At 52.9% G+C, this 14,443-nt stretch carries 15 protein-coding genes; all 15 read left to right on the top strand.

All coding sequences use genetic code 11. The annotated features are described in order from the left end of the window. Nucleotide 1 precedes the first annotated feature (1 nt). The 15 genes from pilO2 to SERS4_RS0100005 are packed head-to-tail and all read left to right on the top strand — an operon-like array spanning nucleotide 2 to nucleotide 14,363. On the top strand, nucleotides 2–1,306 hold the full coding sequence (pilO2, locus tag SERS4_RS0100075; RefSeq protein ID WP_071592971.1) for a type 4b pilus protein PilO2: 1,305 nt from the start codon (nucleotides 2–4) through the stop codon (nucleotides 1,304–1,306). Next, entirely contained in the window at nucleotides 1,293–1,877 is a 585-nt protein-coding gene (gene pilP, locus SERS4_RS0100070) for a type IV pilus biogenesis protein PilP (protein WP_017891027.1), read from the top strand. The genes pilO2 and pilP overlap by 14 nt, the downstream gene beginning before the upstream one ends. 5 nt (nucleotides 1,878–1,882) lie before the next feature. Next, on the top strand, nucleotides 1,883–3,373 hold the full coding sequence (locus tag SERS4_RS0100065; RefSeq protein WP_017891026.1) for a GspE/PulE family protein: 1,491 nt from the start codon (nucleotides 1,883–1,885) through the stop codon (nucleotides 3,371–3,373). Further along, complete coding sequence (locus SERS4_RS0100060; protein ID WP_017891025.1) at nucleotides 3,370–4,485, top strand: type II secretion system F family protein; 1,116 nt, start codon at nucleotides 3,370–3,372, stop codon at nucleotides 4,483–4,485. The genes SERS4_RS0100065 and SERS4_RS0100060 overlap by 4 nt, the downstream gene beginning before the upstream one ends. A 35-nt stretch (nucleotides 4,486–4,520) precedes the next feature. After that, nucleotides 4,521–5,114, top strand: coding sequence for a type 4 pilus major pilin (locus SERS4_RS0100055; RefSeq protein ID WP_017891024.1), 594 nt, complete (start codon nucleotides 4,521–4,523; stop codon nucleotides 5,112–5,114). A 54-nt stretch (nucleotides 5,115–5,168) separates the two neighbouring features. Continuing rightward, the gene (locus SERS4_RS0100050) at nucleotides 5,169–5,654 is read left to right on the top strand and encodes a lytic transglycosylase domain-containing protein (RefSeq protein ID WP_017891023.1); all 486 of its coding nucleotides are present in this window, start codon (nucleotides 5,169–5,171) and stop codon (nucleotides 5,652–5,654) included. Next, nucleotides 5,654–6,322, top strand: coding sequence for a prepilin peptidase (locus SERS4_RS0100045; RefSeq protein WP_017891022.1), 669 nt, complete (start codon nucleotides 5,654–5,656; stop codon nucleotides 6,320–6,322). Before SERS4_RS0100050 ends, SERS4_RS0100045 begins: the two co-directional genes overlap by 1 nt. After that, nucleotides 6,319–7,752 carry a shufflon system plasmid conjugative transfer pilus tip adhesin PilV gene (pilV, locus tag SERS4_RS0100040; protein WP_017891021.1) on the top strand — a complete coding sequence of 478 codons (1,434 nt, stop codon included), beginning with the start codon at nucleotides 6,319–6,321 and terminating at the stop codon, nucleotides 7,750–7,752. Before SERS4_RS0100045 ends, pilV begins: the two co-directional genes overlap by 4 nt. 36 nt (nucleotides 7,753–7,788) lie before the next feature. Further along, nucleotides 7,789–8,247, top strand: coding sequence for a DotD/TraH family lipoprotein (locus SERS4_RS0100035; protein ID WP_037410039.1), 459 nt, complete (start codon nucleotides 7,789–7,791; stop codon nucleotides 8,245–8,247). Then, the gene (locus tag SERS4_RS0100030) at nucleotides 8,244–9,032 is read left to right on the top strand and encodes a type IV secretory system conjugative DNA transfer family protein (RefSeq protein WP_017891019.1); all 789 of its coding nucleotides are present in this window, start codon (nucleotides 8,244–8,246) and stop codon (nucleotides 9,030–9,032) included. Before SERS4_RS0100035 ends, SERS4_RS0100030 begins: the two co-directional genes overlap by 4 nt. 30 nt (nucleotides 9,033–9,062) lie before the next feature. Continuing rightward, complete coding sequence (traJ, locus tag SERS4_RS0100025; RefSeq protein ID WP_017891018.1) at nucleotides 9,063–10,220, top strand: plasmid transfer ATPase TraJ; 1,158 nt, start codon at nucleotides 9,063–9,065, stop codon at nucleotides 10,218–10,220. Further along, entirely contained in the window at nucleotides 10,220–10,486 is a 267-nt protein-coding gene (gene icmT / locus SERS4_RS0100020; RefSeq protein WP_017891017.1) for an IcmT/TraK family protein, read from the top strand. Before traJ ends, icmT begins: the two co-directional genes overlap by 1 nt. An 8-nt stretch (nucleotides 10,487–10,494) precedes the next feature. Beyond that, nucleotides 10,495–10,632 carry a hypothetical protein gene (locus SERS4_RS26820; protein WP_017891016.1) on the top strand — a complete coding sequence of 46 codons (138 nt, stop codon included), beginning with the start codon at nucleotides 10,495–10,497 and terminating at the stop codon, nucleotides 10,630–10,632. Further along, on the top strand, nucleotides 10,629–13,862 hold the full coding sequence (locus SERS4_RS0100010) for an LPD7 domain-containing protein (RefSeq protein ID WP_017891015.1): 3,234 nt from the start codon (nucleotides 10,629–10,631) through the stop codon (nucleotides 13,860–13,862). The genes SERS4_RS26820 and SERS4_RS0100010 overlap by 4 nt, the downstream gene beginning before the upstream one ends. A gap of 9 nt (nucleotides 13,863–13,871) precedes the next feature. Continuing rightward, the gene (locus tag SERS4_RS0100005; protein WP_017891014.1) at nucleotides 13,872–14,363 is read left to right on the top strand and encodes a hypothetical protein; all 492 of its coding nucleotides are present in this window, start codon (nucleotides 13,872–13,874) and stop codon (nucleotides 14,361–14,363) included. Nucleotides 14,364–14,443: the final 80 nt, after the last annotated feature.

Genomic DNA, 14,443 nt, shown 5'->3' with positions numbered 1-14,443 from the left:
CATGAAACAACAGACGACATACACGTTGCAGAATGGGAAGGTTTGGCTTGTGGCAGGATTGCACTGGCAATATCTTCCGTTACGTGGGCGCCGTAGCATGCGAATGCGCGCTAAAGAGGCAAATGCCAGTCACTGGGCGGCGTTGTCTATCGGCGACGGACAAGCTCAAGGCACGTTACTGGGCACTGTCACTATCTCTGATAAATCCCCCCGGACAAAGGGGCAACATTCGTTGGCATCGATGGCGTTAGCTGTTATGCCGGTGCTACCAGAAGCCTGTTACGGTGTTTTCCCCCTCGCTGATGGCCAATATTGGTTTGTCGCTATCAGCGACGGCATGCTCTCCCCGTTCGGCGACATCGTAGGCGACGATGCAGCCATACGAACCGCAGTTTCAAATTTTCTACAGATAACCTCGGCACCAACAGCAGGTTGGACGGTGTACGCCCCACGCGGTTTTTTCCCGGATAAGGAAACCGAAGATAAGGCGCTCTCAGCACTGATCGACAACAAAATCGGTTTACGACGCGCCCGCCTAAGTAAAACGCATAACCCTCAGTTACTGTGGTTATGGGGCATTGCAGTAGTGGCCTTGGGCACGGGATATGCCGGTTATACGGCGTGGCAAACACATCTGGAAGATGCGCGTATTGCCGCCGCTCAGGCCGCATTGATGGCCAGGCAACAATTGGAGCAACAGGCTCCGGCAGACAACCTGAAACCCTGGGCAATGCAACCGAAATTCCCCTCGATGCTCAGTGCCTGCAGTAGCGTGTGGAAAGACGCGCAGATTTCCATTGCGGGATGGGTGTTCAACACGGCCACATGCGATGCACACGGTAAGATCACGCTGCACTACACCTTGCCGAATGGGGGCACCGTGGGGGACTTTGCCTTGCGGTTGCCCGTTCTCTATGGGTCAGATATTCAACCGGTGTTTAATATTCCCGGCAGCGCGGATGATGCGTCCTTTGCCTTAACCGTTCCGCTATCACTGCCGGAAACCCCTGAAGTTTTACTCCCGGGCAACCAACAGATTCAACATCTGACCAGCTATGCCCAGCGCATCAATGCCCGTCTGCGCCTCAGTGAAACAGATGCTGCCACCCAGTTAACACAGGGGGACATACAAAACCTGCCCTGGCGTACCTATAGCTTTACGTTCATTACCGACATACCGCCTGATCGGTTGTTTGCCCCTACGCGCTTCAATAGCCGTGGAATAAGGGCTTCCAGCATCACGACCACGCTCAAAAACAACCGTCTGGAATACACCATTGAGGGACTTCTGTATGCCAACCGTTAAATCCTGGGTAACACCCTGGGCGTTGTGCCTGGTGTTGACCGCACCCGGTGCATTCGCCGCGCCTGTCGCTGACATACCGGCGGCCCCACTTGCTACACCGTCGGCTGAACAGTCGGTGAAGCCGCCAACATCAGCAGATATTCCCCTGCCAACCACTTTCTCCCGCACCGAGGCTGGACGGGCATTAAATCTGGGGCAACTGGAAGCCATACAGGCTGAGACGGTGCTGTATGAGGCTCAGCTTGCCAGGGCCAAAGCTTTGAATGAGCTGCAAAAAAACGGTTATGACCGAGGATTGGATCAACCTTTCAATCCAGCGCCCCCTGCTCAGGACAACAAGAACGAAGTCAAGGGTGCAACTCAAGATGCCACCCCACCACAAATCGTTGAGATCACCGGTACCGGTAAGGGCTTTACCGCTGTGTTAGCCCTCAGTAATGGCAACCAGGTCACTGTACAAGCAGGGAACCGCATTCCAGGTACGGAATACGTTGTTAAACGTATCAACCTCAATGAAGTGGTCGTCACCGGGAAAAACCAAACAATGGTGTCACTTTCCTTTGCGGGGTAGCGAACATGTTCGAAAAACGCGGTTCAACATACATCTATTTGGACCTGACAAAGTCTGAAGCCCCCACCCTGTACATCTCTGATGCTCACATCGGTCACTTGGCCGTTCAGTCTGAAATTGCCAACGCGCACAAGAAACACCCCAGGCTGCACATCGAGCGCGTACAGCTCGATAAATTAAGAGAATTGCAGCAAAGCCAGGTAACAGACAACCCCGAGGCTAACGATTACTCCGCGCAACAGGCGAAAATCATCGGTTTTTTTCGGGAAGCCAAGAAAAAAGGTGCCAGTGATATTCATCTGCTGATCGGGATGAATAATGTGACAGTGGTGCAATTTCGCGTGCACGGTGATCTCGAAACGGTGACCCAATTGGATCATGCCGAAGGGGTAACGCTAGCATCAACTATCGTGATGTCTATGTGTGACGTGGCCGAAAAGAGTTTTAACCCCAATCGTGCGCAAGATGGGCGGGTGCGCAAAGAGTTTCTGCAGGGGCTTAAGTTATTCGGCGCACGCTATGCCCATACGCCAGCAGAGTTTGGTTTGTATGTCGTAATGCGCATTTTACCTGATGAAGGCAAAGCCCCTCCCACACTGGACGAATTGGGTTTTTTACCGGAACAACAAATACTCATTCGCCGCATGCTGGCACGCCCCGAAGGCGTGATTATCCTGTCAGGCCCGACCGGCTCCGGGAAAAGTACCTCCCTGCGTACATTCAGCGAGATGTACCTGTCTTTTACAGGTCACCGTAAACGCTTGATGACGCTGGAAGATCCGCCAGAGGGGTTGATTCTGGGAGCAGTTCAGACCCCCATCATTGCCGATAAAAACGATCCGGATGCCGTTAGTCGTGCCTGGGTTAGGTCTATTTCTGCCGCGTTGCGCTTAGATCCTGATGCCATGGTCGTCGGCGAAATTCGTGATGCCAACTCGGTTAAATCTGCACTGACGGCGGCCAAGTCCGGCCACCTGGTGGAAACGACGCTGCATGCGAATGACGCTGTCGGCATTCTTGACCGCCTGACCGACACATTGGGTATCCCCATGGGCCAGGTGGCCGATCCTCAAGTCATGATCGGGCTAATTGCCCAACGACTGGTGCAATTGCTGTGCCCTCACTGCAAAAAAAGCTGGAGTGAGGTCTGTGACAAGCTGGAAGAAGAGAAGAAAGGGCTACTTGAGCGGTTTTGCGAGGTGGAGAAACTGGCCTTTCGTCATCCGGAGGGATGTGAGCACTGTTACAAGGGCGTTACCGGTCGGCGTGTTATTGCCGAAGTTATCCGCCCTGATGCCCGGTTTATGGAACTCTTTCGCCATGAGGGCAAGCTGACCGCACGCAGTTATTGGGTTAACGAATTGGGGGGTATTACCCGCGGACAACATTTGCTGCGTTATCTCAATGCAGGGATGGTCGACCCGATTGATGCGGATTACATCAGTCCGCTGGACGAGGACAGTCTGACCTTGCTGCCGCCGGAGATAAAATCATGATTTTACGCTTGCGCGAACGTCTGGCAGCACTCCGCAGTAAACTGCCCTCATCGAAAAACATGAATGAAGGGTTAGGCCGTTGGCTGGCTCAAAAAACCTTCTCCACCGCCGACCGGCTGACCCTCTACGAGGATTTGGCTTTCCTGCTCGACAATAACCTCAAGGTGGAAAAGGCCCTCCAGGCAATGATAGGAAGCTACGGAGGAAAACGTCCCCCGGTTGTTTATTGCCTGGAGGAAATGCTCAACGCCCTGCGCCAGGGAAAATCAGTCGACCAAGGGCTCTCATCCTGGATACCCCAGCAGGAAGCTGCAATTCTCAGCGGCGGTGTCCAGGACGGTAACCTGGCTGCTGCTTTATATCGAGCCATTACTGTTGTTCAGGGAATGTCTGATATGAAATCAGCGTTGGTTTCCACGCTGACTTACCCGTTAATGCTACTGGCAACGACATTCGCCATGATGAAAATGGTGACTGTCTATTTTTTGCCTCGGCTGGAGTCATTATCAGCTCGAGATCATTGGGTTGGCGCCTTGTGGTGGCTTAGCGCCATCTCCGAATTCTTTGTCAATCACGCCATTATCCTGTGTGTGTTCATCATTCTGTTCGTTGTTTTCGTGATCTGGTCGATGCCGAACCTCATAGGGAAAACACGGCAGCATGTTTTAGACCGTTTATTGCCCTGGAGCGTATATCGCGACGTTCTCGGTGTGGGGTTCCTTCTGAATTTCAGTGCATTGATGCGGGCACAGGTGAAAACCGAAGACGCAATCGAAATGCTGAGTCGCTATGCGCCGCCCTGGTTGTATGAGCGCTTAGCTGCCACTCAGCACCAGGTCAGACAAGGTAACCACCTCGGTCTGGCATTACGCAATGCCGGCTACGGTTTCCCTTCCCCACGTGCTATCGACAAGTTGGTCCTGCTGACCGATGGCGATAACGCTGAAATCATTATTGAAAACTTTGCTCGAGCCTGGCTTGTGCAAACTGTAGTCCGGATCAAGCGGACGGCGTCCTTACTTTCCAACCTCGCATTGGGCACCAACGCTGGATACATGATCCTGATCGTCCTTGCTACACAAAACCTCAACGACCTCGTGGGCGCACATTAATGTGCCCATCTTTCTAAAAACCTAAAGGAAATAGTATGGAACAGACACAAACACCACTTCGTTCAGTGATCAACCGTGGTGCAATTACCCTGCTTGAAGCAGCTATTTATATCGTTATTGCTTTGGTAATACTGACGGTTGCCATTACCCAGGGAGGGGGGTTGTTTAACAAAAACGATGCCAGCACTGAGTACAACAATGCCGCAGAGTTGCTGACTAACAGTCGCAGTATGCTGAAAACCTCTGGCATCTATAACTTCGCAGCAGCGGATGCCATGACGGGGGCACTGATCCAGTTTGGTGGTGCGCCGGCAAACATGACTGTTGTGGGTACAAAGTCTTCCGGAACCGCCAAGCTTCAAAACTTGTGGGGTGGGGCTGTCACCGTGCAACCCGTTGCTACCGCTGGCGGTCAGAAGTCCTCCTTCTCACTGACCTACGCGGCGGTTCCACAGGAAGCGTGCATTACTCTGGCGACCAAGCTGAGTGCGGCGCCGAGTGTTGTGACCACCATGGTTAACGGCACGTCGACTAATGGTGCAATCGCGGCGAGCGCCGTTGGCGCACAGTGCACTGCAGATAAAGGCTCGGTGGGTCAAAACACCCTCACTTTCACAAGCAACACCTGATGCCCATCCCGCCGGTAACGTCCTGTTGCCGGCCTCCTTCTGGAGTGCATTCTTATGTTGTTTTCTTTTCAACGTGCCTTGTCCTGTCTGGTGTTGGGCGGGGCGTTATTATTATCGCTGCCGGCACAGGCGTTCTGTTTTAATGAAGCCGGGGCACGCTATAAAGTCGACCCCCTATTACTGCGTTCGATGGCTACCGTCGAAAGCAGCCTAAACCCCCGAGCAGTCGGCATGAATCGCGATAAGAAGGGGCACGTCACCAGTCGCGATTTCGGGCTGATGCAAATCAATGATCGACACATTCCTCAATTGCGTGCTCTTGGGCTTATTACGAGTGAACAAGACCTGCTGAACAATACGTGCCTCAATGTACAAATCGGAGCATGGATACTGGCGAAACACCTAAAGCAATGCGGCGTAAATTGGCAATGCCTCGGCTCCTACAATGCCGGGTTCGCTGACAATAATGGCCCGCGTCGCATGATTTACGCCCGGAAGATCTATGCCATGTACATGAAGCTCAAGGGAGGTGCGGCCTGATGGCCATGTACCTTTTGAAGATCACTCTGCTGATCGGCTTCGCCAGTGTTTTTCTCGTTATCCTCACACAACCGCTCGTTAATCAGGCCAAGCAATTTCTACTCGAACATCATGGGCCACCGCTCACTCAATTGCAGATACGTAGCGTCACGATAACTTTCGTCGGCACCGGCACTGTCCTGATCGCAACAACAGCATTAGCTGGCTTCCCGTGGTTAGGGGCCGTCAAAATCATTGGATTACTCGCATGGGGCATCCCAATGGTGTTACTCGACATGCGGAACTACTGGCTGCCACTACGGTATACCAATGGATTTTGGCTGACAGGTCTGCTGTTTACCTGTCTGCCTGGGAGCACGCTCACCCTGACGGAGGCGCTCACAGGCAGTATCGGCATGTTTATGTTCCTCTATACCTTTCACTACAGTGCCAAAAGCCTGCGGGGTGAAGAAGGGTTTGGCCTGGGCGATGTGCATTTGATCGCCGCGCTGTGTGCCTGGTTTCCCTGGCAGTTGGCCAGCGTGCTGAGTGGATGTGCATTCTTGTTGTTTATCGTTGGGGCGTTGCTGACGAAAAAAATGGCTCAACCTTATGCTCCCTGGCTGTTCGCCTTACTGGCGACCTTGGCCGGAAGCTCTCCTCAACTGACCCTATCAGGTGCTTTATGACTGCTGAAGTTGCCAACCCTCGTATCAACCGGGGGGTATCGTTGATCTCAATGGCCATCGTGCTGGGGATCGTGTTGATTGCTGCGCCGATCGGACTGGAAAGATATTCCAACTATGTGGAGGAACAAACCTGGGTCATAACAGCGACACACCTGAGCACCGTGAGCCAGGGCGCACGCCGATACGTCAAAGATAACTACGACACCCTACTGAATCAGGTTAAGGGCGGCGGTAATGTCACGGTAACCGGACAAATCCTGCGTGATAAAGGGTATCTGCCGACAGGTTTCTCCCTGACCAACAATAATACTCAGAACTATATCCTCGCGGTGACACGCAATCCTGCGCAAACCGACAAACTGGTTGCGTTTGTTTTGACTGCAGGTGGCCAGGATATTGCGTTCAAAGGGCAGCGGTATATTGCGCAGAACACGTCTGGTCTTGGTGGGTATCTCTATCCCGCCAATATTGCCAACGGTGCCGGCGGGGGCTGGGAAGTCAATCTGGCCAGCATGGGACTTAGCGGACAAAGCGGCCATCTGGCGGTTTATTTAACGTCAGAGGTATTGGCCGGCGGGGCGGAAGAAAGCGATCGCCTGTATCGTTTTCAGGTTAACGGTCGTCCTGATCTCAATAAGATGCATACTGCGATTGATATGGGCGCCAACGATCTGAACAACGCAAATGCTATCAACGCGAAAACAGGCAACTTCAGTGAAGACGTGACGGGTAAACGCGTTGTTGCAAATGAATACGTTTACTCAAATGGCTGGATTTCCGCAAAGGGCGATATCAAAAGTGACACAGGTTGGCTCATCACCAAGCATGGAAAAGGCTGGCTCAACGAAGACCACGGCGGTGGGCTTTACATGGATGATAACGACTGGATTAAGTCGATTAACAATAAAGGCATTTATACCGGCGGCCAACTGAAAGGGGGGAGTGTTCGTGCCGATGGGCGCGCATCCGTGGGCGAATATCTACAGCTGGATGGCACAGCTAATGAAGGATGGGGCTGTAGCCCCAACGGATTAGTGGGTCGCACTGGCGATGGCGCTCTGCTGTATTGTCAGAATGGGTTATGGCGAAGTACAGGAAAAGGCAACGGTGCCTATCAACAACTGGGGTACCACATAGGAAATTATTCAGGGTCTAATCCTGGGACTTCAACAATGTCGGTGAGTGCCCTCGGGGGACAATCCACCAAGAACTGGGGCGTTAATGATGGTTCTTGTGATAACACTTACGCTTTGACCGCATTCGTAAACGGTTTAAATGTCGCGACGAGTATAAATAACAATCCGCAATGGGCCAAAAGCACCACGATCAACTTCACCGTACCGGCGGGCGCTACATTCAACATTGTTTCCGATCCGTTACCTGACCGTGGATGTAGCCCCGGGTCGTTCAACGTATTGAGTTACCAATAAATCGCATTACCCCACCTTTCCGTAGGACACTCATCAATGAAAACCTTTATGGTCGCATGCACTGTGCTAATGCTCAGTGCATGTTCGCGTGACATATCTACTCATTCACTGGTTACCCCTCAGACTCACATCATCCACTCAGCACAGGACATACAAAACACCACGACCCTACTCAACCAAGCTGACGCCATTAACCAGACACGTTCATCGTTGTTCATCCCACGAATCACCGCTAACTCTCAGAGGATCGCAGTGGATTGGGACGGCGACGCTATCGAACTGCTCAGTCAGTTAGCGCATCAACGCGGTTTGTCCTTTGCTTATACGGGCGTTCGCCTGCCCCTGCCCCTGACAATCCATGTACAGGACGCAACCTTTGAACAGGTTCTGCGTTTGGTTCGCACCCAGATCGATTGGCGAGCTCAGTTGGATCAGCAGCCAACTGAGCTACGGCTCTATTTCATGTTACCCCTGAAAAAAGGAAAACTGGCATGACACGAAAAGCCCTGGCCCTGTGCCTGGCACTGGTCACGGTGCCGGCTATCGGGGCTACAACTGAATCATCCCCGCCACCAAGTATTGATGCCTATTTGTCACCCAAGACCATAGACAAACATGGCCTTAACGACACGCTCTGGCAGCTACTTAATGATGCTGGCCAAACCGTGGGCTTTCGTGGGGGAAAGGCTCAACGCGCCTGGGAGCTTCAACAGGCTCTGAATGGTCAGAACGATGCGCTTAATCGCTTATATACGTTCGCCCCCCTCATCAGCAGACAAGGTTGGTTACCTCCGGTGATCGTGGCATCAGAATCTCTGGCCCACATTACCGATAGTCAAATCCGCACAGCTAACAAGGTCTACAACATTCTCGTTCCCGAGCGATTTGTCAGTAACCCGCCGACCTGGCGCCAATATTTGCTGGCTGGCCTGGGCATCAACACAGACATTCCAACGGAAATCCGCCCTAAAAATGGAGATGAGGAAAAAGTCTGGAGGGCAGCTATAGAGAAAGGGTGGCAGGAAGGGCGAGAAAGTGCCGACCGAACCCTGGAAAGTAATTTTGGACGGCTGACCCGGGATTACACCGGCATGGTGCGTTATTCCACCCTTGTACAACAGGGCATGATCACACCACCAGTGGTCAGTGAACAGCTGCAGTCTGTCACCGGTTCGAAAGACAAGCTGATGCTGGGCGACAAAGTCCGTGACCTGAAACAACGTGCCGGCTTCGAACTGGATAAAAAACGCTGGAAACCCACGATAAACACCCAACAGTAATCAACATCACACTCAGCAAGGAGTGTCGACATGACGGATTTAGACAGTTTTGATTTCAGGGGCGGTCTTACCGCTGACAAACTCCGAGAGTTCTTCGTTCACTGTTACCGCCATAACGTATCGGATATTCATCTACAAAGTGGCAGTCCCATCGTTGTCGATCATCATGGCCGTAAAGTGGTCGCCAGTCAGTTCCCTCTGGAACATGCCAATTTGGTTCGCCTGATTGATGAGGTGTATACCCCGGATATCAAATCCCTCGTTCAGGGAGGGCAAGGGGCCGATCGCCCCCTGCAGTTAGAAGGTGACAATAATGGCCGTTTTGGGCTCGAACGCGGTGAGCGTGTCAGATTTCGGACCAACTTCATCCAGGCGACGATCGGTGCACTCAATACCGCCATTGCCATGACTCTGCGTATCATCCCGTCGAACATCCCCATCCTTGAGGATATGGGGATAGAAGAGGATTTGTTCCGCAGCTTTTTACCGATGGATGGCATGGGGTTGGTCTGCGGCCCGACGGGTTCGGGAAAGTCCACGCTTCTGGCCTCCGTATACCAGCATTACGGTGAAACAAACCCTAACGGCAAACTGGTGACCTATGAGGATCCTGTCGAGTATTTGTTAAACAGCCCTCGATTATTGCTGCGACCGCAGCAGTCTGAAATAGGACGTGATGTACCCAGTTTTGCCCATGGTTTGCGCCTGGCTTTACGTCGGGCTCCCCATATTATCGGCATCGGTGAAATCCGTGACCTTGAGACGCTTCAGGCTGCAGTCGCTTGCGCCCAGTCCGGACACTTAACGTTAGGTACACTTCACGCCTTCTCACCCGGGCATGCCTTTTCACGCTGTGTCTTGATGGCACCCAACGACTCACGTGAACAAATCGCCTTCGACCTTCTGGACGCCATGCGCTTTGTCGTTGTGCAACACCTGTTGCCGACGATCGATGGTAAACGCCAGGCTGTCCGGGAATATGTGCTGTTTGATGACGACTGGCGCCACCGGCTTGGACTCGAACACTACTCACGCTGGCCAGACATGATTAACGCAACGCTACGGGAAAAACAAAGCCGGATCGCAGACCAAGCCTGGACGCTGTTTGTTGAAGGTCGCATCGATAGCCGTGTCGCTGAGCGAGTGATCGGTTGGCGGGAGTTCACCGATAAACAACGGAGGCATTGATGGATAACGACTATTCCCCCTGGCTCGACAGTGGGCGGCCCGCCACCTTCTGGGGCATTCCCGTATTGGTTTATCTGGTGCTGCTTATCTGGGTCATTTGGCCAAGTCTGCCCGTGCTCATGTTTTGCATCGCCTTGCTGATTTTTTACAAGGTGCTGGCCATCTTCGGTTACACGCTAACAGTGCTGTTGCAACGACTGCTGCACCGGATGCGGGGAAACATCATTACCGGGCGACCTTGGTGGTATCGAAAGTTTTTTGAATAGGAGCTGTGATGAAAGAACAATATGCAAAATCTGACACGCCATTTCTGGCCGGCTATTTACTCCAATCCCTGATATACCGCCCTACTCGCATTTGGATTGGCATCTATTCGGGTAATGTCGACGAACTGGGCTGGGAGGGGGAATGAAAGTCACCGAACCGACTTACCTGGTGATCCCGTTTGAGCAACTTAAAGAAGCCAAGCGCCAGGCTGGAAAACTTGAGAATGGCCAAAATGCTCTTGAATTCGATGCTGATAAAAAACTGTGGTTCGCCAGACCTGGGGCGGATCTCAGCAAACTATCGCGATGGCGGACAGACACTGCCCTGGTGATGTCTGCACTGGGCGATCCGCAACAAGAATTTGGCGACTTTATCCGCGTCCTTGGGGGAAAACTCAGCGGGCCCCCAGAAATGGATGGCAAAGCTCACCGTATCGCAATGGATGACGATACACCCGGGAAACAGTCAGGGGTTTATGTAGGCCATAAGGATGGCTTTGCCAACGGCTGGTTCATCGACCATCGCGCGGGAGATCATCGTAACGTTTGGTCATCAGCCTCTGCCCGGCCAGATCCTACTGTTATTGCTCACCAAAAGGCGATAGCCGCTCAGGAGCAACATCGGCGTGAACAACGCAAGATTAAGGAACACAATCAGGTCGCACAGGCATCCGCTTCTCGTTACGCCCCCCTCAATCAGGCTGGCCATAATCATGCTTACCTGAACAAAAAAGGGGTCAAAGCCGCAAAAGGTCTCCGCTCAGAACGAGAAAACCTGGTCATTCCGCTCAGCAATGCAGCCGGGGATATCCGTACACTGCAAACCATCGCACCCGATGGCAGTAAACGCCTCAGCAAGGGTGGCCAAAAGGAGGGCAGTTTTTTTGTCGTCGGTGGTTCATTGAAAAATGGCAGTCCCATCGTCTTTGCCGAGGGGTACGCGACCGCATCCAGCGCTGCAATGGCCCTTCAGCATCCCGTCGTCATGACCGTTGACTCCGGCAATCTGGTAAAAGTGGCGAAAGCCCTGCATGAACACTATCCCGACAGTCCTAAGCTGTTTTTGGGGGATGACGACCTGCCAAAACCTAAACGCCCAGGTAACCCGGGTAAAGAGAAAGCAGAAGAAGCCGCCGACGCCACGGGCGGCACGGTAATACTGCCGACGTTTACGCAGTCAGAACGCCAACGAGGCCTTACCGATTTTAACGATTTTCACCAGGCCCGGGGGTTAGAAGCATTAACGCAATTCCTGGCACCAACATTTGCCGCATTGAATGTCACTCAAGTGGAGCACACCGTGGAAAATATCCCCGTCGCTGAACCGGCACAGGCACCGGTAGACGATATGCCCCCTCCGTCGATACCGGAGCCAACCGAACCGAACATCAGTGCCAGCGACACTAAGATGCCAGCGTCATCCGATCTCGCGTCGGTTATCACTGTAGCAACATCTGCTGAACCTTCGTTTCCCGTCCAAGAAGACTATGCCGACTACAGCCATATTATTGCAGAATTGGATGAACAGGAGACCCTGGAGTATTCACCGACAGTCCCTGCCCCAGCATCCATTAAGGATGATCAGAAAACTGATGAAGTTAAATTAATAGATAAACAGGCAAAAATTGCACCCACAGAATTAACGTCTCTCAATGCGGCTGCGGATCATGTCGAAGACGTTAATGAGCCTGTTTCATTTGCCAGCCGGCTAACACCCGCACCGAATCCAAACCCCGTAAAGAAAGCAACCAATACGTCTCCAACGGAACCGCGGGCTTCCGACATTGAGCCCGAAGTTGACGGTATACGGATAGAAATGCCAGACGGCAAACAAACTCGCCAGGTCACCCCTCTTGATCTGGATGCATTAATGCAACAGATCACTCATGAAATTGCAGCGGATGGCCGTTCTGTAAAATATTTGTTCTCCGGTGAGCCGGCTTTTGTTGACCACGGTGACCGACTCACGATGGCCAATGCCACGGCGAGCCAAAACGATGCCATGATCTTGACTGCCCTGCTGGTTGCCCGTGAGCAATATCGGGGACGTATTGAATTGACCGGCAGCGATGAGTTTAAACAGCGTGCTGTAACGTTGATCGCCGAGTACAACCTCGATGTCAAAATGAAGAACCCACAACAACAGTTGATGCTGGATGAAGCGCGCAAGGCATTGAGCAATGAACCCGCACCGGGAGACACCCCTACGCCAGTCGGAACGCCGACGGCAGCGATTGTGCCAGAACGCGAGTCAACATCATCCTCTGTTGCCCCCTCAGAAAAAAACAGTCTCCCGCCGGAACTCAGACCGACGGTATTGCCACCCGATGAACCCCGTAACGCCAGCCGCAAAGAGAGCGAAGCCGGACTGACCGGTACCTTACTGGGGCACGGTCAGGCCCGTTATAACTTCGACGAGTCGGAGAACAACAGCTACTACGTGCATTTACGCACAGCCGGGGGCGAACGGTACATTTGGGGGAAAGAGCTTGCCCAAATCGTACCCGCCAGTGGCCTCAAGAAGGATGACGTTGTTACGCTGAGCTGGTTAGGTAATAAAGAAGTGACGGTTACCGCTAAAATTCGGGATGAAGAGGGAAAGGTCATTGTTGATGCCGACGGCACTGAGAAAACCAAGGAAATCACTACCCATCGCAACCAGTGGGAGATTAAATCGGCTATCGACCCACAATTACTGGTCAGTCACGAACAACAGGCCACGCCACCGGCGACATTGGTTGCTTACGACATGACCCACTTTACCGCGTTGCAGCAACAAGTGATCCAACTGGCCAAAGATGCCGGTATCTCGTTGCCACCGCTTCCTGAACCTACCAGCGATCTGGTGTGGCTTAAACCCAACGGAGAAGGAACTGCCGCCCCGGCAACACGTCCGGCACAACCAAACCTGCCGGTACAAACTCAGGATGCCGGCACGGTATTGATGAAAGCTATGGACAGTGAAAATCAGCTCAAGCTACTACTGGTTAAAGGCCTGGGTGAGTATGTTCAGGGCGTTGTGCAATATCAGGACGAATATCATCCGGTGCTGGGCAAACTCTGCACCAATGACAAGGGCCATCGTTATCTGGCACTCAATGCTGTGACTACCGAAGGTGTAACAGCGATTGGCTACGGTAATGCAGTCAATCATGAGTCGGGAGCCAATAATGCCTTCGTTTTCCGGCTGAAAGGGGAAAAGGATCGCCTCTACGCCCCCTTGGTTGAACCGGCAAAGTGTCCCCCGGCCCTGCATAAACAACTTGGGTTTACGCACGACTACATTCCACCGTCGCAAACCCCGCAGCGCCGGGACATCGATATTGTGGAGAACACCTCCCGGCCTACCCCGCAGTCACCCCGCCCAGGGGTGTAAGGAGTCATTATGCAATTACGCTCAATTTTGCTGGCCGCGTTGCTGGCCAGTACGTTTACGTTGCCGACGCATGCCGCGACGTGTCGCGCAGCCTCAGCGGCTCAAATCGGTGCCCAAAACGGCTATGAACGGGATCGCAAAGCAGCAGAAGCCTGGTCTCAGCGCGAACATCAGGTGTCCAGTGGGTTACAGCAGTGTTTAGGCGATATCAGTACAGCGATCACCGTGCCAACCTTTCCCGACCTGAGCGGTATTCTCAACGGCATCAAAGACAAGATTTGCCGGGCCGCACACGACAAGATCCAAGAGTATATTCCGAGTCAAATTGACCCCTGGGGGGATTTGTCTTCTCGCAGCGGTGGCCTGGTTGGCACATCTTCCCGTTCGGTCAATGCGCCCAAGAATTACGCACCAACCTCTTACCAACAGGCCCCTGTAACTTCACCTCCACCATCGCAACCCTCAAGCGTGACCGGTGGTGATTACCTCTTTAGTCGTTAATACGTCTTTCGCTAAATCAGCGGATGTTACCTGTTCCTTCTTGCAGCCTCGCCGGGCATAACCTGGTGAGGCCTGCCCGT

Origin of the sequence: Serratia sp. S4, assembly GCF_000347995.1 — a bacterium.
GTDB classification, from domain to species: domain Bacteria; phylum Pseudomonadota; class Gammaproteobacteria; order Enterobacterales; family Enterobacteriaceae; genus Serratia; species Serratia quinivorans.
The sequence above is the reverse complement of the archived record's forward strand: the minus strand, read 5'-3'. Positions and strand labels throughout refer to the sequence as shown.